Origin of the sequence: Kribbella sp. NPDC051936, from assembly GCF_040680955.1 — a bacterium.
GTDB lineage: Bacteria > Actinomycetota > Actinomycetes > Propionibacteriales > Kribbellaceae > Kribbella.
In genome coordinates, this window is record NZ_JBFAXS010000005.1 from 109,725 (window position 1) to 128,485 (window position 18,761).

The 18,761-nt window shown below is 69.7% G+C and carries 22 protein-coding genes; 12 read left to right on the forward strand and 10 right to left on the reverse strand.

Annotated features, from left to right (window positions below; translation table 11 throughout):
- Positions 1 to 52: 52 nt before the first annotated feature.
- The 7 genes from AB0L64_RS18095 to AB0L64_RS18125 all read left to right on the forward strand — a co-directional run bounded on the left by AB0L64_RS18095 (position 53) and on the right by AB0L64_RS18125 (position 6,527).
- Positions 53 to 997 (forward strand): sugar ABC transporter permease, encoded by a 945-nt coding sequence (locus AB0L64_RS18095; RefSeq protein ID WP_359936704.1) that lies wholly within the window; start codon positions 53 to 55, stop codon positions 995 to 997.
- Positions 994 to 1,875 carry a carbohydrate ABC transporter permease gene (locus AB0L64_RS18100; protein WP_363711322.1) on the forward strand — a complete coding sequence of 294 codons (882 nt, stop codon included), beginning with the start codon at positions 994 to 996 and terminating at the stop codon, positions 1,873 to 1,875. Before AB0L64_RS18095 ends, AB0L64_RS18100 begins: the two co-directional genes overlap by 4 nt.
- Positions 1,872 to 3,230, forward strand: a complete 1,359-nt coding sequence (locus AB0L64_RS18105; RefSeq protein ID WP_363711324.1) for an extracellular solute-binding protein — start codon at positions 1,872 to 1,874, stop codon at positions 3,228 to 3,230. Before AB0L64_RS18100 ends, AB0L64_RS18105 begins: the two co-directional genes overlap by 4 nt.
- A gap of 170 nt (positions 3,231 to 3,400) precedes the next feature.
- The gene (locus AB0L64_RS18110; protein WP_363711326.1) at positions 3,401 to 3,901 is read left to right on the forward strand and encodes a DUF1707 domain-containing protein; all 501 of its coding nucleotides are present in this window, start codon (positions 3,401 to 3,403) and stop codon (positions 3,899 to 3,901) included.
- The gene (locus tag AB0L64_RS18115) at positions 3,898 to 4,311 is read left to right on the forward strand and encodes a hypothetical protein (RefSeq protein WP_363711327.1); all 414 of its coding nucleotides are present in this window, start codon (positions 3,898 to 3,900) and stop codon (positions 4,309 to 4,311) included. Before AB0L64_RS18110 ends, AB0L64_RS18115 begins: the two co-directional genes overlap by 4 nt.
- Positions 4,304 to 5,755 carry a multicopper oxidase family protein gene (locus AB0L64_RS18120; RefSeq protein WP_363711329.1) on the forward strand — a complete coding sequence of 484 codons (1,452 nt, stop codon included), beginning with the start codon at positions 4,304 to 4,306 and terminating at the stop codon, positions 5,753 to 5,755. Before AB0L64_RS18115 ends, AB0L64_RS18120 begins: the two co-directional genes overlap by 8 nt.
- Positions 5,756 to 5,798: 43 nt before the next feature.
- Positions 5,799 to 6,527: a hypothetical protein gene (locus AB0L64_RS18125; RefSeq protein ID WP_363711331.1), complete on the forward strand. Its 729-nt coding sequence runs from the start codon at positions 5,799 to 5,801 to the stop codon at positions 6,525 to 6,527.
- 2 nt (positions 6,528 to 6,529) lie between these two features.
- On the opposite strand, the gene AB0L64_RS18130 is transcribed toward AB0L64_RS18125, so the two are convergent.
- From AB0L64_RS18130 to AB0L64_RS18155, 6 genes are all read right to left on the reverse strand, one after another.
- Positions 6,530 to 6,709, reverse strand: a complete 180-nt coding sequence (locus tag AB0L64_RS18130; protein ID WP_363711333.1) for a hypothetical protein — start codon at positions 6,707 to 6,709, stop codon at positions 6,530 to 6,532.
- 84 nt (positions 6,710 to 6,793) lie between these two features.
- Positions 6,794 to 7,891 (reverse strand): sulfite oxidase, encoded by a 1,098-nt coding sequence (locus AB0L64_RS18135; protein ID WP_363711335.1) that lies wholly within the window; start codon positions 7,889 to 7,891, stop codon positions 6,794 to 6,796.
- Positions 7,892 to 7,933: 42 nt separating this feature from the next.
- Positions 7,934 to 8,542, reverse strand: a complete 609-nt coding sequence (locus AB0L64_RS18140; RefSeq protein WP_359936679.1) for a response regulator transcription factor — start codon at positions 8,540 to 8,542, stop codon at positions 7,934 to 7,936.
- Positions 8,543 to 8,552: 10 nt separating this feature from the next.
- Positions 8,553 to 9,686, reverse strand: coding sequence for a sensor histidine kinase (locus AB0L64_RS18145; RefSeq protein ID WP_363711338.1), 1,134 nt, complete (start codon positions 9,684 to 9,686; stop codon positions 8,553 to 8,555).
- Positions 9,687 to 9,710: 24 nt separating this feature from the next.
- Complete coding sequence (locus AB0L64_RS18150; protein WP_363711339.1) at positions 9,711 to 10,445, reverse strand: ABC transporter permease; 735 nt, start codon at positions 10,443 to 10,445, stop codon at positions 9,711 to 9,713.
- On the reverse strand, positions 10,442 to 11,344 hold the full coding sequence (locus AB0L64_RS18155; RefSeq protein WP_363711341.1) for an ABC transporter ATP-binding protein: 903 nt from the start codon (positions 11,342 to 11,344) through the stop codon (positions 10,442 to 10,444). Before AB0L64_RS18155 ends, AB0L64_RS18150 begins: the two co-directional genes overlap by 4 nt.
- A 388-nt stretch (positions 11,345 to 11,732) precedes the next feature.
- On the opposite strand from AB0L64_RS18155, the gene AB0L64_RS18160 reads away from it, so the two are divergent.
- Positions 11,733 to 12,224: a DUF1269 domain-containing protein gene (locus tag AB0L64_RS18160; protein WP_359936670.1), complete on the forward strand. Its 492-nt coding sequence runs from the start codon at positions 11,733 to 11,735 to the stop codon at positions 12,222 to 12,224.
- 7 nt (positions 12,225 to 12,231) lie between these two features.
- On the opposite strand, the gene AB0L64_RS18165 is transcribed toward AB0L64_RS18160, so the two are convergent.
- Positions 12,232 to 13,194, reverse strand: coding sequence for a hypothetical protein (locus tag AB0L64_RS18165; RefSeq protein WP_363711344.1), 963 nt, complete (start codon positions 13,192 to 13,194; stop codon positions 12,232 to 12,234).
- Positions 13,195 to 13,266: 72 nt separating this feature from the next.
- On the opposite strand from AB0L64_RS18165, the gene AB0L64_RS18170 reads away from it, so the two are divergent.
- The gene (locus tag AB0L64_RS18170) at positions 13,267 to 14,181 is read left to right on the forward strand and encodes an aminoglycoside phosphotransferase family protein (protein ID WP_363711346.1); all 915 of its coding nucleotides are present in this window, start codon (positions 13,267 to 13,269) and stop codon (positions 14,179 to 14,181) included.
- A gap of 2 nt (positions 14,182 to 14,183) precedes the next feature.
- Here AB0L64_RS18170 and AB0L64_RS18175 read toward each other — a convergent pair whose 3' ends face one another.
- The gene (locus tag AB0L64_RS18175; protein ID WP_363711348.1) at positions 14,184 to 14,759 is read right to left on the reverse strand and encodes a GNAT family N-acetyltransferase; all 576 of its coding nucleotides are present in this window, start codon (positions 14,757 to 14,759) and stop codon (positions 14,184 to 14,186) included.
- A complete protein-coding gene (locus tag AB0L64_RS18180) occupies positions 14,759 to 15,385 on the reverse strand; it encodes a TetR/AcrR family transcriptional regulator (RefSeq protein WP_363711350.1) in 627 nt (208 codons plus the stop codon). The genes AB0L64_RS18175 and AB0L64_RS18180 overlap by 1 nt, the downstream gene beginning before the upstream one ends.
- A 67-nt stretch (positions 15,386 to 15,452) precedes the next feature.
- On the opposite strand from AB0L64_RS18180, the gene AB0L64_RS18185 reads away from it, so the two are divergent.
- From AB0L64_RS18185 to AB0L64_RS18195, 3 genes are read left to right on the forward strand one after another with little or no spacing between them, the layout of a single operon-like run.
- The gene (locus AB0L64_RS18185) at positions 15,453 to 16,907 is read left to right on the forward strand and encodes an NAD(P)/FAD-dependent oxidoreductase (protein WP_363711352.1); all 1,455 of its coding nucleotides are present in this window, start codon (positions 15,453 to 15,455) and stop codon (positions 16,905 to 16,907) included.
- A gap of 51 nt (positions 16,908 to 16,958) precedes the next feature.
- Entirely contained in the window at positions 16,959 to 18,260 is a 1,302-nt protein-coding gene (locus AB0L64_RS18190) for a hypothetical protein (protein ID WP_363711354.1), read from the forward strand.
- Complete coding sequence (locus tag AB0L64_RS18195) at positions 18,257 to 18,442, forward strand: hypothetical protein (protein ID WP_363711356.1); 186 nt, start codon at positions 18,257 to 18,259, stop codon at positions 18,440 to 18,442. The genes AB0L64_RS18190 and AB0L64_RS18195 overlap by 4 nt, the downstream gene beginning before the upstream one ends.
- A 65-nt stretch (positions 18,443 to 18,507) precedes the next feature.
- Here the strand turns inward: AB0L64_RS18195 and AB0L64_RS18200 are convergent, their stop codons facing one another.
- Complete coding sequence (locus AB0L64_RS18200; RefSeq protein ID WP_363711358.1) at positions 18,508 to 18,729, reverse strand: hypothetical protein; 222 nt, start codon at positions 18,727 to 18,729, stop codon at positions 18,508 to 18,510.
- Positions 18,730 to 18,761 lie beyond the last annotated feature (32 nt).

Sequence of the window (18,761 nt, forward strand, 5' to 3'; positions counted from 1 at the left end):
CGGGTAAGCCCGCCCGATCGCCGGACAGAGAAGACAGAGTAGGAGATCCCCCGTGACCGCGACCACCAACGCACCACCTACCAGGAAACGAAGTCACGGGGAACAGGCGGCGCCGCCGGGGAGGCGGCGCAGCCTGGGCGACCTCAAGGTCGCGATGATCTTCCTCGCTCCGGCCACGCTCGGCTTCGTCGTGTTCTACATCTGGCCGACGCTGCGCGGCGCGTACCTGAGCTTCACCGAGTACAGCCTGCTGTCGGCGCCGAAGTTCAACGGCCTGGCCAACTACGAGCGGATGCTCCACGACAGCTTCTTCTGGAACGCGCTCGTGGTCACCGTCGAGTACGTCGTGATCAACATCGGCGTGCAGACCGTGCTCGCGGTCGGCATCGCGATGGTCATGTACCGGCTGACCAAGTCGATCACGGTCCGCGCGGTCATCCTGGCGCCGTACCTGGTCGCGAACGTCGTCGTCGCGCTCGTCTGGTACTGGATGCTGGACTTCCAGGTCGGCATCGTGAACCAGGGACTCAGCTGGCTCGGGATCGACCCGGTGGCGTTCTTCGGCGACTCGCACTGGGCGATCCCGACGGTCGCCGGGATCAACGTCTGGCGGCACATGGGGTACACCGCGCTGCTCGTCTTCGCGGGGCTGCAGACGATCCCGGCGTACGTCTACGAAGCCGCCGAGGTGGACGGGTCGACCGAGTGGAAGACGTTCTGGCGGATCACGCTGCCGCTGCTGCGGCCGGTCCTGGTGATGGTCCTGGTGGTCACCATGATCGGCTCGTTCCAGATCTTCGACACGGTCGCCGTGACCACGCAGGGCGGTCCGATCAACGCGACCCGGGTCATCTACTACTACATCTACGAGCGCGCGTTCACCCGGTTCGACTTCGGGTACGCGTCCGCGATGGCGCTGGTGCTGTTCGCGATCCTCGCCGTCGTGTCCCTGGTGCAGCTGCGGCTGCTGCGGGCCAAGGAGAGTGATCTCGCATGAGGCGGCAGGTGAGCGTCGGCCGTACGGTCGCCTGGGTGCTGCTGTTCATCCTGCTGATCGTCACGCTGTTCCCGTTCTACTGGATGTTGCGCACGGCCTTCTCCGACAACACCCAGCTGCCAGGCCACCCGGGTTCGCTGCTGCCGGTGGAGACCACGCTCGGCGCGTTCAAGCGCGTGCTCGGGCTGTCCACGATCGAGGAGGCGCAGGCCCAGGGCGGCTCCGGCGCCGCGGTCAACTTCTGGCTGTACCTGCGCAACTCGTTGGTGGTGGCAACCATCACCACGGTGTGCCAGGTGTTCTTCAGTGCGATGGCGGCGTACGCGTTCGCGCGGCTGCGCTGGCCCGGGCGGGACAAGGTGTTCGCGCTGTTCCTGGCCGCGCTGATGGTGCCGCCGATCTTCACCACGCTGCCCAACTTCGTGCTGATCAAGAACCTCGGGCTGCTGAACAGCTTCGCCGGCATCATCCTGCCGGGCGCGTTCATGACGCCGTTCGCGATCTTCTTCCTCCGGCAGTTCTTCCTCGGGATCAACCGTGAGCTGGAGGAGGCGGCGATGATCGACGGCGCCGGGCACCGGCGGATCTTCTTCGGGCTGATCATCCCGATGAGCGGCGCACCGATCGCGACGCTGGCGATCCTGACCTACATCAACTCGTGGAACGACTACTTCTGGCCGCTGCTGGTCGGCCAGCAGGAGAACGTCCGGGTGCTGACGGTCGCGCTGGGCGTGTTCCGGTCGCAGACGCCGCAGGGCGGCCCGGACTGGGCGGGCCTGATGGCGGCGACGCTGATCGCGGCGCTGCCGATGATCATCTTGTTCCTGGCGTTCGCCAAGCGGATCACGAACTCCATCGGCTTCTCGGGGATCAAATGACGAACATCTCACGCAGGACCCTGCTGAAGGCCGGACTGGCCGCGCTCGCCGTACCGTCGGTTGCCGCGTGCAACAACGGGGCGGCGGCCCGCGGCGACGGCGAGATCATCTACTGGCTGTGGGACTCCGCCCAGCTGCCGATGTACACCGAGTGCGCGAAGGTGTTCCACGAGCAGAACCCGCAGTACTCGGTGAAGATCGAGCAGTACGGCTGGAACGACTACTGGTCGAAGCTGGTCACCGGGTTCATCTCGGACACCGCACCGGACGTGTTCACCGGGCACTCGTCGAAGTACCCGCTGTTCGCGGACAAGGGGCAGGTGCTGCCGATCGACGACTACGTGTCCCGCGACAACGTCGATCTGAGCATCTACCAGAAGGGCTTGGCGGACCGCTGGATCGGCAACGACGGCAAGCGGTACGGCCTGCCGAAGGACTGGGACACCGAGGTCTACTTCTACAACAGCGCGTTCACCGAGGCAGCCGGGATCAGCACCGAGCAGCTCAACTCGATGACGTGGAACCCACAGGACGGCGGCACCTTCGAGCAGGTCGTCCGCCGGCTGACGGTGGACTCCAAGGGCCGCCGCGGCGACCAGCCGGGCTTCGACAAGGACAACGTCAAGGTCTACGGACTCGGGTACGGCGACGCCGGCGGCGGTGACGGTCAGACCAGTTGGAGCTGGTACGCCGCGAGCAACGGCTGGAAGTACTCCGAGGGTGAGCCGTGGGGGACGAAGTTCTTCTACGGCGACCCGAAGTTCACCGAGACGATCGGGTGGTGGCGCTCGCTGATCACCAAGGGGTACATGCCGACGTACGCGCAGGCGAAGTCCGGTGTGGACGTGACCACCTCGTTCGGCGCCGGCAAGTACGCGATCACGCCGAACGGGTCCTGGATGCTCGGCACGTACGGCGGGCTGAAGCAGGTGAAGACGAAGCTCGCCCGGTTGCCGCTCGGTCCGGTCGGGAAGCGGATGTCGATGATGAACGGGCTCGCGGACACGATCTGGGCCGGGACCACCCGGCGGGACGCGTCCTGGGCCTGGGTGAAGTTCCTCGGCTCGCAGACCGCGCAGGACATCGTCGCGAAGGCGGGGGTGGTGTTCCCGGCGGTGGCGGCGAGCATGCCGGCCGCGAAGGCGGCGTTCGCGAAGAGCGGGTGGGACGTGACGCCGTTCCTGGAACCGGTCGAGGCGGGTGACGTCTTCGCGTACCCGGCCAACCCGAACGCGGCCGACGTGACCGCGGTGATGACACCGGCGATGGACGCGGTGATGTCGTTCGAGGCCGAACCGGCGTCGCTCGCGAAGGCGAACGACGACGTGAACCAGATCCTGTCCGCGAACAGCTGAGGGTTCACCCTGGGGTGTCCTACGCCCGGGGGAGTACGTCGTACTGCGTCGTGCGGTGCAGTGTGCTCCTCCGGGGGTAGCGGAGGTGTCGCCGCTGGGGCGACGCGGTGAAAGGGGTCTGAAAGCCAGTCTTGGTGCCGTTGGAAGGACCACGAGCACCGAGGAGTGTCATGAGCGACGAGAGGCCGGGCGGATCGATCCGCATCGGCGACAGTGAGCGTGAGGACGCGGTCAAGCGTCTGGGCGAGCATTACGAAGCCGGCCGGCTGAGCGCCGAGGAACACTCGGAACGCGTCGACCAGGCCCTCCGCGCCAGAACCGGCGCGGATCTGGAGGCGTTGTTCGCCGACCTGCCCGGGTCCCACCAGGCTGCCGGTGGCGAGGGGACTGAGGGCTGGGCCGGCCCGTGGGGATGGAGCAAGCCGCCGTGGACGGCTCCGGAGGACGCCGCTCACACCAGCGGTCCTGGACCCGGCAGCAGGCCGCCGTGGGCTGCGCGTGGGCCTCTAGGGCGTATCCCGTTCCCGTTGCTGGCCCTGCTCGGCGTGTTCGCCGTGCTGGCGTCCGTCGGCTGCGTGGTCGGCGGTGGGCATCCGCCGGTGCTGCCGTTGCTGCTGATCGTGGGGGCCGTGCTGTTCGTGCGGAAGCGGCGGACGGAGCGGCGCGCATGAGGAACGTGTACCGCGTCCTGGGGCTGCTGATCGCGGTCGCGGTCGTCCTGCAGGTCGCCTCGATCGCGCTCGCCGGCTTCACGATCGCGAAGGACGCCGACGACGGCACCTCGATCGGCGCCGACTACAGCAACTTCGGGCAGAGCTACCACAGCATCGCCGGTTCGGTGATCGCGCTGCTCGCGCTGGCCTTCCTGATCGTGTCGTTCCTGACCGACGTCCCGCGCGGCCGGGTGCTGGCCGGGATCGTGGTCGGCCTGGTGGTCCTGCAGTTCCTGCTCGCGGTGGTGTCCTTCGGGGTGCCGGCGCTCGGCCTGCTGCACGGCATCAACGGGCTGGCGATCGCCGGTGTGGCGAGCGCGGCCGCGCGCCGGGCCGCAGTACCGAAGCAGCCTGTGACCAGTGCCTGACGTCAAGAAGCGCCGGTGGGGCCGGCTTGTCGCTCTGGGGATTACCCTGGCGGTCCTCGTACCGCTCGGCTACCTCTGGGCGACCAGCCTGGTCCCGGGGGAGTACGACCCGGCGGAGATGGGGTACGCCGACTACGGCGGCGGTCCGTCGTCAGGCCACGAGCATCACCACGGCGGGACGAGCGTGGCGGACCTGACCGGACCGAAGACGGGGACGCCGGACGTGGACGTCACGCTCGTCGCGCGGAAGCAGAGGTTCCAGCTGGCGTCCGGCGAAACGGTCGACGGGTACACCCTGAACGGCGCCTCTCCGGGTCCGCTGATCCGGGCACGCGTCGGCGACCTCGTCCAGGTCACGCTGGTGAACGAGTCGGTCGAGGACGGCGCGACGCTGCACTGGCACGGGATCGACGTGCCGAACGCCGAGGACGGGGTCGCCGGGGTGACGCAGGACGCCGTACCGGTGGGCGGGAAGCACGTGTACCGGTTCAAGGCGGAGCAGGCCGGGACGTACTGGTACCACTCGCACCAGGTGTCGAGCGACGAGGTGAAGGGCGGGCTGTTCGGTTCGATCGTGATCGCGCCGCCGTCGCCCGGTGAGGTGGTGGCCGCGATCCACACGTACGACGGGAAGCGGACGATCAACGGCCGCACCGGGACCGCGAACATCGACCTGAAGCCGGGTACGACGGCGCGCGTGCGGGTGATCAACACCGACAACGCGATCCTGCGGGTCGGCCTGACCGGGACGCCGTACAAGGTGGTCGCGGTCGACGGACGGGACGTCCACGGGCCGGCAGCGGTCACCGCGGCGTTCCCGTTGGCGGCCGGTGCCCGCGTCGATCTGGAGGCGGTGGTGCCGGCGGGCGGGATGCGGCTCGTGGCCGGTACGTCGGCGTTGTCGCTCGGCATCGGTCCGGGTGACCCGGCGAAGGGCGAGCTGCCCGCGGAGACGGTTGATCTGCTGACCTACGGGACGGCGGCACCGATCGGTTTCGATCCGGCCGCGGCGGACCGCAACTTCGAGTACCGGATCGGGCGCCGGCCCGGGTTCCTCGACGGCGTGCCGGGGTTGTGGTGGACGATCAACGGCCACAAGTTCCCCGACGTACCGATGTTCATGGTCGCCGAGGGGGACGTGGTCCGGATGAAGATCTCCAACACCAGCGGCCAGGCGCACCCGATGCACCTGCACGGTCACCACGCCGTCGTCCTGTCCCGCAACGGTGTCGCGGCGACCGGCTCGCCGTGGTGGGTCGACACCCTCGAGGTCGGCAACAAGGAGACGTACGAGATCGCCTTCGTCGCCGACAATCCCGGCCTCTGGATGGACCACTGCCACAACCTCCCGCACGCCTCCGAGGGGCTGATGACCCACCTGATGTACGAGGGCGTGACCACGCCGTACCGCGTCGGCGGAGACTCCCACAACGAACCGGAGTGAAACCGCCGGCCGTCGTGGGGCGTCCATCACTCATGATGTTGCGATGAGCACGCCTGACGACGACCTGCACGGCTGGCAGGCGGTGTTTCTGCTCGTCTTCTTCGGCGCGGCCGGCGGCGGCCTGTATCTCGTCGGCTGGCTGACCCGGCCGAGCTTCTTGTACGACAATCCGCTCGTCTGCGCGGCGATCGCGGGCGGGGCCTGTTTGCCCGCCCGCTGGATCGCCGAGCGCTTCGCGTGGTGGAACCGGCTCGAGCAACGCCGCCAGGCCCGCCGGGACCGGCTGCTGAAGCGCGCGCTGGCGGATGCCCGGGACCGGGCCCGGACCGGGAGCCGGCGCCGGATCGGATGGGCCGAGGGACTGATCAGGGCGGGGCGGATCCTGGTCGGCGTGCCGATTGCGCTCGGGTCGTTGGCGATCGTGCCGTTGGGGATCGCTGCCGGGAACGACAACCAGCAACTGGTCGCGAACGGTCCCGTCCGCCAGGCCGTGGTCGTCTCGGTCGAGGAGGACAAGTGGTCCAAGTACGACGACGTGATCGTGAAAGTGGCCCGGCCGGGCGACGGTGTGCCGGTCGAGGTTGACGGCGGCAATGATCTCGACCCGAGGCCCGCGGTCGGCGACCGGATCGACGTGGTCGCCGACCCGGAGGACCCGTCGTACATGATCGCCGCGGCGGTCGACTGGTCGACGCCCTGGTGGGCCTGGCCGCTCGGCATCATCATCAGCCTGCTGTGCCTCTGGATGGGCGTCGCGATCGCGTTCGGCTGAGGTCAGGAGGCCTGGCGGAACGCCGCGAGGCGAGCGCAGGCTGCCTCCAGTGCCGCGGGCTGGGTTTCGTACGCACCCCACCAGAGGGGGTTGTCCGGCTGTGGGTCGAGCTCGTCGTCCACGTCGGCGTACCACTCGTCCGCGGTCCGGAAGACCCGCGCGTGCAGCTGGTTGTCGTTCACCGCACCACTCCTGGAAGTGAGAACCGTGTACGTCTCCAGGATGTGACCGCGGTCCGCAGGAACGCGCCAGCGACACGCGGTGGCTCAGGTGACCAGGACCGTGATCCGCTGGGCGGTGTTGTTGCTGAAGCCGCCGCGGTTCCACTCGGCCTCGATCGGCTGCTCGTTCCCGGCGGCGTCGTACGCGCGGACCGTGAGCACGTGCTCGCCCGGCGTCGCCTCCCAGTCGTAGGCGAAGGCCCGCCAGGCGAGCTCGTCATTGCCGAGGGCATCCAATGTCGCCTCGTGCCAGTTCACGCCGGCGTCGGTGCTGACCTCGACACGCTCGATCGGCGCCCATCCGGACCAGGCCCGGCCGAACAGCGGAACGGTGCCAGCGGCAACGAACCGGTGCCGGCTCATGAAGTCCGGGAACCCCGGCGGGATCAGCAGTGCGCGCGGCTGGATCCGGGTGATCGCGCTGCCCGGGTCGTCGGCGTCGGCCCGGATCCGGTACGCGACGGAGTTCTGGAAGCCGTCGAACGCGTGGTCGATCACCTCGATGGACCGCAGCCACTTCACGCTGGCCATCCCGTACCAGCCCGGTACGACGAGGCGCAGCGGGTACCCGTGCTGCGGCGGCAGCGGGCCGCCGTTCATCTCCCACGCGACGATCGCGCCCGAGTCGATCGCCTCCGCCACCGACAGGCCGCGCTGGTAGTCCTGCTCGACCCCGCGCTCCACCCCGTGGTCCGCGCCGGTGAACACCACGTCCACGGCGTCCGCGCGCAGCCCGGCCAGCCGCAGCAGGTCGGCGAGCAGCACACCGGTCCACTCCGCCGTACCGACCGCCTCCGACAGCCACGGCTGACTGATGGGCCGGGGCTGCAGCGTCGCCCGGCCGTTGCCGGCGCACTCCAACGTGACCCGGACGGTCCGGCGGCCCATCGCGCGCAACTCGGTCAGCCCGAACGACAACGGCTGCTCGACGCATCCGTCCACGCTCAGCACCCAGTCGCCCGCGTTCGTCGCCGGGATGTCGTAGTGCACCAGCACGTAATGCAGGCCCGGCGGCGTCAGGTCGTACCGCAGCCCCTCGAGCGGCATGCCGTGATTCCGCGCCGCCAACTGCAACTCGTCGGCGGTGATCCCCTCACCCGTGTCCGCCAACCGCCCCCGAACGCTGAAACTCTCGATCGACATCGCAGATCCCTCCCCTGAGGTAACCCTAGAGGTAGAGACCAGCTACAACCAGCCGTTGTCCAGAGCGATCCGAGCTGCTTCGGCGCGGGTCCGTGCGCCGGTCTTGCCGATAGCGGCCGAGAGATGGTTGCGCACCGTTCCCTCGGACAGATGCAGTTCCTTGGCGATGTCCGCCACGGTGCCTCCCTCGCGGGCAGCCCGCAGTACGTCGGACTCGCGGCCCGTCAACGGGCTCGTCCCCGCCACCAGGGTCTCGGCGGCGAGCGACGGGTCGACCACGCGCAGCCCCTGGTGAACGCGTCGTACGGCGTCCGCGAGCTGCGTCGCCGGGGTGTCCTTGACGACGAACCCGGCAGCCCCGGCCTCCATCGCGCGGCGCAGGTACCCGGGCCGGCCGAACGTGGTCACCATCAGCACCCGCACCCCCGGTACGGCGGCGCGCAGCGCGGCGGCCGCCTCGATGCCGTCCAGCCCCGGCATCTCCACGTCGAGGAGCGCGACGTCCGGCCGGGCGTTCTTCGCCGCGTCGATCACCTCGTCGCCGCGACCGACCTCGGACACCACCTCCAGGTCGGGCTCCAGGTCGAGCAGGGCGGCCAGGGCGCCACGTACCAGAGCCTGGTCGTCGGCGATCAGCAGTCGGATGCTCACCGCACCATCCTCACAGCCCGACGTTCATTGCCAGCCGGAACCCGCCGCCCGGCGCCTGACCGACCTGCACACTCGCGCCGGCCTGGTCCGCCCGTTCGCGCAGCCCGACCAGCCCGTGGCCGGACGCGCCGCCGCCCGGCGTCGGGCCCTTGCCGTCGTCGAGTACTTCGATCTGCGTCGCCGAGATCCGGATCGTGCAGCGCTTCGCGCCGGAATGCCGTACGACGTTCGTGACGCCTTCCCGCACCACCCAGGCGAACAGCTCGCGGTTCTCCTCGGGAACCTCGTCGACCGTGGTCGGCAGGTCCGCCCTGATCTCGGCGGCCTGCAGCGCGGCGCGGGCCGAGACCAGCTCACCGGCCAGGCTCAGCTCGCGATACCCGGCCACCGCCGCCCGCACGTCGGCCAGCGCGGCCCGAGCCAGGCTCTCGACGTCCGCGACCTCTGCGGCCGCCCGTGCCGGGTTCGCCGCGATCAGCTTGCCGGCCAGCTCCGCCTTGACCGTGATGACCGTGAGCGAGTGGCCGAGGATGTCGTGCAGGTCCCGGGCGAACCGGTTCCGCTCCTCCTGGACGGCCAGCTCGGCCATGTCCTTGCGGGCCGCGTTCAGCTCGAGGCTGCGCTGGATCGCCCGCCGCATCCCGAACACGGCCAGCGCGCCGAGGAAGATCGCGAACCCGTAGCTGCCGTCGTCGGTCCAGCCCGGCACGATCCGCATCGACAACTCGGCTCCGCCGAGCAGCAGCGCGACGATGCCGATCGCGATCCGGAGATCGACGGCCATCATCGCGACCGCGGAGATGTAGACCAGGCAGGTCAGCGCCTGCTGACCGGCCGCAGGCAGCATCAGCAGGCAGAGGGCCAGCATGCCGCCGAGGTACAGCAGGCGCTGCCAGGTCGGCATCCCGCCGGCGCCGAGGCCCACCCAGCGGACCCAGCCGAAGAAACCGAGGTACGACAGCGCGAACAGCGACAGCGTGACCAGACCGAGGACCCGGGTCGTTCCCTGCCGGTGGATGATCTCCTCGAACGGCTGGGACAGGTAGAACAACCAGACCCCGGCCGCGAGCCAGCCCCACCGCCCAGGTCCTGGGCGGCCTCCGCGCTCGGCGAGCGCTTCCACAAGCGTCGGCGGTGTCTTCACGGTGGTCACGCTATCGCCCGGTGCTCAGGCGCGGGCGGTGTCGGCGCGGAACCGGCGCAGGCCGATGAGCCCGAGCACGACGGTCCAGCCGAGCACCACCAGCAGCGCGTGGGTGTCCAGCCCGCCTTGTGCCAGCGCGCTCCGCGAGGTCTGACCGGTCCAGTACGCCGGGGTGAGCTGGGCGATGTGCTTCATCACCGACGGCATCTGGTCGACCGGGAGCCACAGGCCGCCGAACGCCGCGATCAGCATCGTGCTCAGACCGGTGATCGGCTGGACGCTGTCCGGCTTCGCGATGTACCCGATGACCAGGCCGATCGCGGCGAACGGCAGCGCGCCGAGCCACGACACCAGCGCGACCGTCAGCCACTGGCCGGCGCTCAGGTGCACGTGCCCGAACGTCATACCGCACAGGAACACCACGACCAGCGGCGGGATCGCGAGCAGCAGGCTCAGGATCACTTTGTTGACGACGTACGCCTGCGGCTTCAGCGGGGTGAGCCGCAGCGTGCGGTTCCAGCCCCCGTCGCGCTCGGCGGCGATCACACCGCCGCTGCTCATCGCCGCGGACATCGAGCCGAACATCGCCATACTGACCATCACGTACGCGATCGCGGAGATCCCGGCTTCGTTGGCGTCCTGCGGGATCGTCAGGCCGAAGATCAGGAACAGCACCAGCGGCATCAGGATCGAGAAGATCAGCACCCGCCGGTTCCGCAGTGTGCGGCGGATGTCGAAGATCAGGTAGTCGCGGTTCATGCCAGGCTCTCCTCTTGGGCCGCGCTGATCGCGAGGACGGCGTCCTCGAGGTCGGCGGACGTCACTTCGATGTCGTGGGCGCTCGTGTTCTCGAGCAGGTGCCGCAGGGTGCCGTCGGAGTCGCCGCACTGCAGCAGCACGACATCACCGCGGGTCTCGACGTTGCGGACGCCGGGCAGCGACGCGAGCGCCGCCAGGTCGGCGCCCGGGATCGTGGCGCGGATGGTGCGGCCGGACACGCTCGCCTTGATCTGCGCGGCGGTGCCGTCGGCAACGACCTTGCCGTTGCGCATCAGCACCACGCGATCGGCGTACGAGTCCGCCTCCTCCAAGTAGTGGGTCGCGAACAGGACCGTCCGGCCGCGGGCGGTCTCGGCGTGCATCGACGCCCAGAAGTCGCGGCGGGACTCGACGTCCATCCCGGTCGTCGGCTCGTCCAGCACGATCAGGTCCGGCTGCGGGATGATCGCCATCGCGAACCGCACCCGCTGCTTCTGGCCGCCGGACAGGGCCTTCATCGTCCGCTTGGTGAGGTCCGCGATCCCGGCCCGCTCCAGGGCCTCCCGTACCGGCATCGGGTCGTTGTGCAGGCCGGCCACCAGCTCCAGCAGCTCGCCGACCTTGGCGTCCTCGATGATCCCGCCGCTCTGCAGCATCACGCCGACCTGGCCCTTGGCGATCGCGTCCGTCGGCGTACCGCCGTACACCTGGACGGCGCCCTGGTCCGGCTTGACCAGACCCAGCAGCATCTCGATCGTGGTCGACTTGCCCGCCCCGTTCGGCCCGAGCAGCGCCACCACCTCACCGGCCCGGATGGTCAGATCCACCCCGGCGACGGCCTGCACGTCCGCATACCTCTTGGTCACACCCCGCAGGCTGACCGCAGTCGTTGTCGTCATACCCAGAAGCCTGCTGGAACACCCCGCCGCACCCCTGGATCGCTCGTCACGACCCACCCATGACATCCGTCAGCCGAACACCTGTGAGAGTCCGAAGGACAGCGCGTCGCGGAAAGGACAGCCTCTGGCACCGAGAGGTTCGTGGTGGTGGACTGCTTGATCGGGGTGGACAGGCGGCAACTGATCGGGGTTAGGGAGCGTCCAGTGGAGTGTTGAGGAAGGGAACGCGATCGGGGTGGGTGCTGTGGGTGCTGGCGTGCGTGGTGCGGTGGTCGTACATGGGGGGCTGGGTGTGCGGCGGACTCGGGGCGGGCTGCCCGCGGGGGTTCGGGTCCGTGTGCACGGGCAGGGGCGGGAGACGCTGGGTGTGTGTGAGGGGAGCGGTGTGGTGGCGACGTTGACGGTGTGGAAGTTCGAGAGCTGGGACGGGGCCAACCAGGCGATCGGGACGTTGGAGAGTCTGGCGAAGCAGAAGCTGATCCGGATCCATGACGCGGCATCGGTGTCCTGGCAGCCGGAGAAGCGGCGGCCGCGGACCCGGCAGGTGCGGAACATGACGGGACCAGGCGCGGTCGGCGGGCTGTTCTGGGGAATGCTGTTCGGGACGATCTTCCTGATGCCGTGGGCGGGCGCCGCGATCGGAGCGGCGGCCGGCGCGGTCGCCGGATCGCTGATCGACGTCGGGATCGACGACGACTTCATCAAGGAGGTCCGTCGCCAGGTGACGCCGGGGACATCGGCGTTGTTCCTGCTGTCCAGCGACGAGGTGACCGATCAGGTCCGTGCGACCTTCCAGCGCACCGGCCTGCGCGCCAAGCTGATCCACACCGACCTGACCGACGACCAGGAAGCCGCCATCCACGAGATGTTCGGGGACTGACGGGGCCTCACCGGCGCTGCGCGAAGTCCAGCACGTAGCGCCAGTCCTCCTCGAGGAGGTCGTGGGTGCCGGGGCGTAGGTGGTAGCCGAGGTCGGTCGGGGCGAAGGATGGGCGGGCGACCTTGACGGACAGGTATTCGCCGATCGGGTCGGCCCAGGCGTCGTCCTCGGCGCTGGTGACGGCGACGCGGCGTGGGGCGATGCTTGTCAGGAGTTGGTGCTGGTCGACGGGGAGGTCGTTCTCGTGCCCGGCGTACGCCGCGAACGACGGCACGAACCAGTGCGGGAACTTCGTGGTGATCGCCTCGATGTCCTCGCCGGCTGGATGCCGGAACAGGGCCGCGCCGCAGCAGCCGGAGCCGTTCGCGGCGGTGACGACGAAGCGGTCGTCCTGCGCTCCCGCCCAGAGCGCTGCCTTCCCGAGCCGCGAGTGGCCGAGCGCGACCGCGCCCGTGGTGTCGAGGCCGGGGATGCGTCCGGCGATGTCGAGCAGGCGGGACAGGCCCCACGCCCAGGCCCCGACCGCGCCCCAGGTCTCCGCCGGGAACAGCCCGCGCACACCAGGCGCAGCCGGTGCCGGGTCGTCCGGCTCGATCTGCTGGTAGTCGACGGTGAGTACGGCGTACCCGGCCGCGGTCACCTTCGCGTACGGCCAGGTCTCGATCGTTTCGTCGTTGCCCTTGAAGTTGAGCACCACGACGGCGGGCGCGTCACTGGCGCCGGATGGCAGGTGGGTGAGTGTGTCGAGCTCGAGGTTGCCGAGCGGGCACGCGATCACCGCGCGGTGCCGCAACCGATCGGCCGCGCCGTCGAGCACACCGTCGTCGCGCGAACGCAGGACCAGCTCGGTCACCTCACCACCCGTCGGCGTACGGCCGTAGATCGTGCGTGCGAACTCGTCGACGATGTCCGACCCGGTTGCCGGCAGCGGTGGTACGACGGCGCGCTGCCACGCCTCAGGAAGCTCCACGAGGTAAAGACTCTAGGACCTGCCGCCGGAAATCGGTTGACCGTCCGGCGTGGCCGGTGTGAGGGTCGCGCCGTGACGGGTGTGCCGAAGCTGCATGACGACGAGGTGGCGATCGACTCCGCGCTGGCGGAGCGGTTGCTGGCCGAGCAGTTCCCGCGGTGGGCCGGGTTGCCGGCGCGGGTGGTCGAGCGATCGGGCACCGACAACGTGACGTTCCGCGTCGGCGACGAGCTGGCCGTCCGGCTGCCGCGCACCGTGCGGAACCAGGGGCAGGTCGAGAAGGACCTGGCGTGGATGCCGCGGCTGGCGCCGTACGTCTCGCTGCCGATCCCGGAGCCGCTGGAGCTCGGGCGGCCCTCCGAGGACTATCCGTTCACCTGGGGCGTCTATCGATGGTTGCCTGGGGCACCGTTCGCGCCGGAGTCGGTCGACGCCGTACGAGCTGCACAGGACCTGGCTGCTTTCGTCCGGACGCTGCGCGAGGTGGACACGACCGGCGCGCCGGTGCCGGACGGCGACCCGTTCACCCGGGGTACGCCGTTGGCGCCACGTGACGTGATGTTCCGCGAGGCGCTGGACCAGCTGAAGGAACACTTCGACACCGGCCTACTGACGGCCGCATGGGAGGAGTCGCTGGGCGCGGACACCTGGGACGGCGTACCGCGGTGGATCCACGGCGACCTGATGTCCGGCAACCTACTGGTTGCCAACGGCAAGCTGTCGGCGGTGATCGACTTCGGTACGGCGAGCGCAGCCGACCCGGCCGGCGACGTACTGCCCGCGTGGTGGCTGTTCGAGGGCGCGTCGCGGGCGGCGTACCGCGATGCCCTCGAGATCGACGACGCCACCTGGCTCCGCGCCCGCGGCTGGGCGCTCTCCCTGGTGGTCATCGCGATCCCGTACTACCTCGACCGCCGCCCCGGCACCCTCGCGGACGGCCAGGAATCCGTCGCCGACATCCTGAGCGACTTCACGTCGAGCGCCTGAAGTCACCAGAGCTTGTCGATCGAGCCCGGGTAGAGCCCGATGCGGGCGTTGTGAAATGTCGGGGCGAGTTGCCGGGCGGTGGGGGTGAAGAACGCGGCGAGCGTGACCTTGTCGAAGCCGGGCTGGTCGCTGGGGAACGGGTCGTCGGGCGTGCCACCGATCAAGACCGTGCCGGCAAGATGCTGCCAGCCTGCTGACTCGTAGAACGGCTGCAGAGCACGGTCGCAGGTGAAGAGGCCGAGGTCGAGGCGCAGGTCGGCCATCACGTCGCGGGCCGCGGCGACCAGTTGGTGACCGTACCCGCGGCCGCGGAGTGTCTCGCGGGTGACGACAGTGCTGAGGCCGCCGGCGCGAAAAGTGGTGCCGCTGTGCTCGAGCGGTTTGCGAAGGACGTCCAGCGCGGCGACCACCAGCCCTTCGTCGACGAGAAGCATCGAGAGCGGATGCAGCGCCGGGTCGTGGACCGGAGCATGGGCGGGTGGCGGGGGATCGGACGGCCAGGCCTGGTTCTGTAGCTCGTGGACCTGGGCGCGAAGGCCCGCGGGTACGGCGGCCTCCGGGTAGGACTCGACCTGCATCAGCTCGACTTCAGGGTGTGCAGGCCCTGCCAGAGGAGGTCCTGCAGGGTGCGGGCGACCTTCTCGGGGGTCGGCGGGGTGGGGGTGCGGGTGCGCCAGATGGCCAGGCGCTCGGTGGCGCCGGAGATGGACTGGGCGACGATCTGGACCTCGTCGTCGTCGACCGCGCGGCCGGCGGGCAGGTTCATCCGGACCATGGTGGCGATCAGTTCGATGAACGCCGCGCGGACCTCGTCGGTCGCCGCCGCGGCCGGGCCGGCGCTCAGCATTCCTTCGTCGACCAGGACGGACCACGCCTGCGGGTGCTCGTCGAGGAAGCGGAACCAGGCCAGGAACCCGGCGTACAGCGCGTCCTCGGCGTCGGGGGCGGCCATCACCGCGTCGGCCACGGTGTCCAGCAGGTGGCCGCGGAGCCGGGCGAGGCAGGCGAGGAACAGGCCGTCCTTCGAGCCGTAGTACTGGTAGATCAGCGGTTTCGACACGCCGACCTGCGCGGCGACGTCGTCCATCGATGTGCCCTGGTACCCGCGCTCGCCGAAGATCCGCTCGGCGGCCTCGAGGATCTCCCGCTCCCGGGCCGCGCGATCACGGCGGCGTTTCGGTGCACGTTCCGTGGTCGAGGTCACTTGCGCAGTCTAACTGACTCCGAGTAACTTACTGCGAGTAAGTTCTATCGCCGAGCGGAGGCCAGGCATGGGCGAGCGGCATCGGATCGTGGTGATCGGGACCGGGTTCGCGGGCATCGGGATGGCGGTCCGCCTGAAGCAGGCCGGCTACGACGACTTCGTCGTGCTGGAGCGCGCCGAGGACGTCGGCGGCACCTGGCGCGACAACACCTACCCGGGCTGCCGCTGCGACGTGCCGTCGCACCTGTACTCGTTCTCGTTCGCCCCCAACCCGGACTGGTCGTCGACATTCTCGCCGCAGCCCGAGATCGAGGACTACCTGCGCACCGTCACCGACTCGTACGGCGTGCGCCCGCACATCCGCTTCGGCAACACCGTCGAGTCGGCGCGCCGGCAGGACGGCAGCTGGCAGATCACCACGAACCAGCAGACGTTCACCGCGGACATCCTGCTGTCCGGTATGGGCCCACTGGCCGAGCCGTCGTACCCGAAGCTGCCCGGCATCGAGGACTTCGAGGGGGAGGTCTTCCACTCCGCGCGCTGGAACCACGACCTGGACCTCAGTGGCCGCAAGGTCGCCGTGATCGGCACCGGCGCGTCGGCGATCCAGTTCGTGCCGGCGATCCAGCCCGAGGTCGAGGAACTGCACCTGTTCCAGCGGACGCCGCCGTGGGTGATGCCGCGGCCCGACCGCAAGATCACCGCGGCCGAGAAGGCTGTGTACCGCCGCTTCCCGCTGGTGCAGAAGGCTGTCCGGGCCGGGATCTACTGGGGTCGCGAGTCGATGGTGCTCGGGTTCACGAAGCTGCCGGCGATCATGAAGCAGGCGCAGAAGGTGGCCGAGAAGCATCTCGCGCACCAGGTCCGCGACCCGCTGCTGCGGGCCAAGCTGACGCCGGACTTCACCCTCGGCTGCAAGCGTGTGCTGATCTCCGACGACTACTACCCGGCGCTCGCCCGGCCGAACGTCGAAGTGGTCACCGACGGGATCGCCGAGGTGACCCCGACCGGCATCGTCACGACCGACGGCGTGAAGCGCGAGGTCGACACAATCATCTACGGCACCGGTTTCAAGGTCACCGACCTGCCGGTGATGGACATGGTGCACGGCCGCGACGGCGTCTCGCTGCGCGAGGCCTGGGCCGACGGCATGGAAGCCCATCTCGGGACGGCGATCGCCGGCTTCCCGAACTTCTTCATGCTGATCGGGCCGAACACCGGCCTCGGCCACAGCTCGATGGTGTTCATGATCGAGTCCCAGATCGCGTACATCCTCGACGCGCTGAAGACCATGGACGTGCAGGGCCTCCGGGAGGTCGAGGTACGGCGGGACGTGCAGCGCGCGTTCGTCGACGGGGTCCGCTCGTCGATGCGGAACACGGTCTGGACCCGCGGCGGCTGCACCAGTTGGTATCTGGACTCGGAGGGCCGCAACACGACCCTGTGGCCGTCGTTCACCTTCCGGTTCCGGCAGCTGACCCGGCACTTCGATCCCGGCGAGTATCAGACGCTTTCTATGTGACATCGTGCGTGTTACATTCGCTCGGTCTGATACTGATCGGAGGCGGCGCGCGTGCTGGTGCAGTTGCTGCCGCTGCACGGGATCGGCGGTCGAGGGGACCTGCCGGTGCCGCTGTGGCTGGCGATCTACTCCGCCGGCGCCGCTGTCGCGGTGTCGTTCTTCGCGCTCGCTGCCTTCTGGTCGCGCCCGCGGTTCGAGGGGACCGTGGGGCGGCCGCTCGGCGTGCTGACACGGATCGTCGACGCCCCGGCGACGCGTGTCGTCCTCAAGTTGGTGGGGCTGGTGCTGCTGGCGCTGCTGCTCGGCGCCGCCTGGCTCGGCGACCCATCGCTGAACCCGGCGCCGACCTGGCTGTACGTGTGGATCTGGGTCGGGATCATCCCGCTCTCACTGCTCTGCGGCCCGATCTGGCGGCTCGCGAACCCGTTGCGGACGATCGCCGGCGTCGTACGGCGCACGTCGTACCAGCCGCTGCCCCGCGGGATCGCGTACTGGCCGGCCGTTGCCGGACTGGCCGGGTTCCTGTGGCTGGAACTCGTCTACCCGGAGGGATCCGACCCGCGGGTGGTCGCGATCTTCGCCACGACGTACGCCGTGCTGAATGTTGCCGCAGGCATCGTTTACGGGCCGGCCTGGTTCGGGACCGGGGACAGCTTCGAGGTGTACGCCGAGGTGCTCGCGCGGCTGAGCCCGCTCGGGCGCGACGGCCACGGCCGGCTCGAGCTGCGCAACCCGCTGGCCGCACTGGCGACGATGCCGCAGGAGCCGGGGATCGTCGGGTTGCTGTGCCTGCTGCTCGGATCGACGGCCTTCGACGGCATCTCTCGCTGGTCCGTCTGGTCGCGGCTGACGGGTGGGATCGCCCACATTCCGGCGTACACGCTGGGATTGGTCGTCACGGTCGCGATCGTCACCGGGTTGTTCCTGCTGGCCGCGCGCACGACCGGCGCGGCGCGGATCCGCCCGGGTGCGGTCGGGGCGGCCGGACTGCCAGGAGCGTTCGCGCACTCGCTGTTGCCGATCGCGATCGGGTACGCCGTCGCGCACTACTTTTCGTTCGCGCTGTTCCAGGGGCAGGCGGGCTGGCTGCTCGCGAGCGACCCGTTCGGGCGCGGCTGGGACCTGCTCGGCACGAGCGGGACGCCGATCGACTACGCGTTCCTCGGGACCGGCCTGATCGCGGGGGTCCAGATCGGCGCGATCGTGCTCGGACACGTCCTCGGGGTGGTGTCCGCGCACGATCGCGCGACCGGGTTGTTCCGCCGCCGGCAGTTGCGCCGGGCGCAGTACCCGATGCTGGCCGCGATGGTCGCCCTCACGGCCGGCGGGATCGCGCTGGTGACGGCCTCATGATCGCCCTGCACATGGGCGGCATCCCCGAGACCGCGATGGTCCTCGGCCCGATCCTCCTGATCGTCGCCTTCCTCCGCATCGCCCGCCGCAACGAGTCGACCCTTCCCGACGAGGAGGACGACTGGGACGCCGACCTCGGCGACCTGTCGGCGGACCGGCGGGAGCGGATCCACGAAAAGTGAGGCCCGGCAAACCCCCTGCGGTTCGCCGGGCCTCCCCGTTCCCCGTTGGCTCAGTCCCCGTTGGTTCAGGCGGCCAGGGCCGGTTCGTAGTAGCCGCTGACGCGGGACGGCGTGCCGGCCAGTGTCAGCTCGGCCAGGCGCGCGCAGCCGGCGGTGAGGGCGGACTCCAGGGTCGGCCAGTCGGCGACGCACCAGTACGGGTCGTCGGGCTGCCGGTCGTTGTCGTCGTCGATGTCGGCACACCAGCCGCCGGTGCGGACGTGGTGGACATGCAGTCGGAGTTTCATGGCAGTGGCTCTCAGAAGGGCAGGCGGCGGCC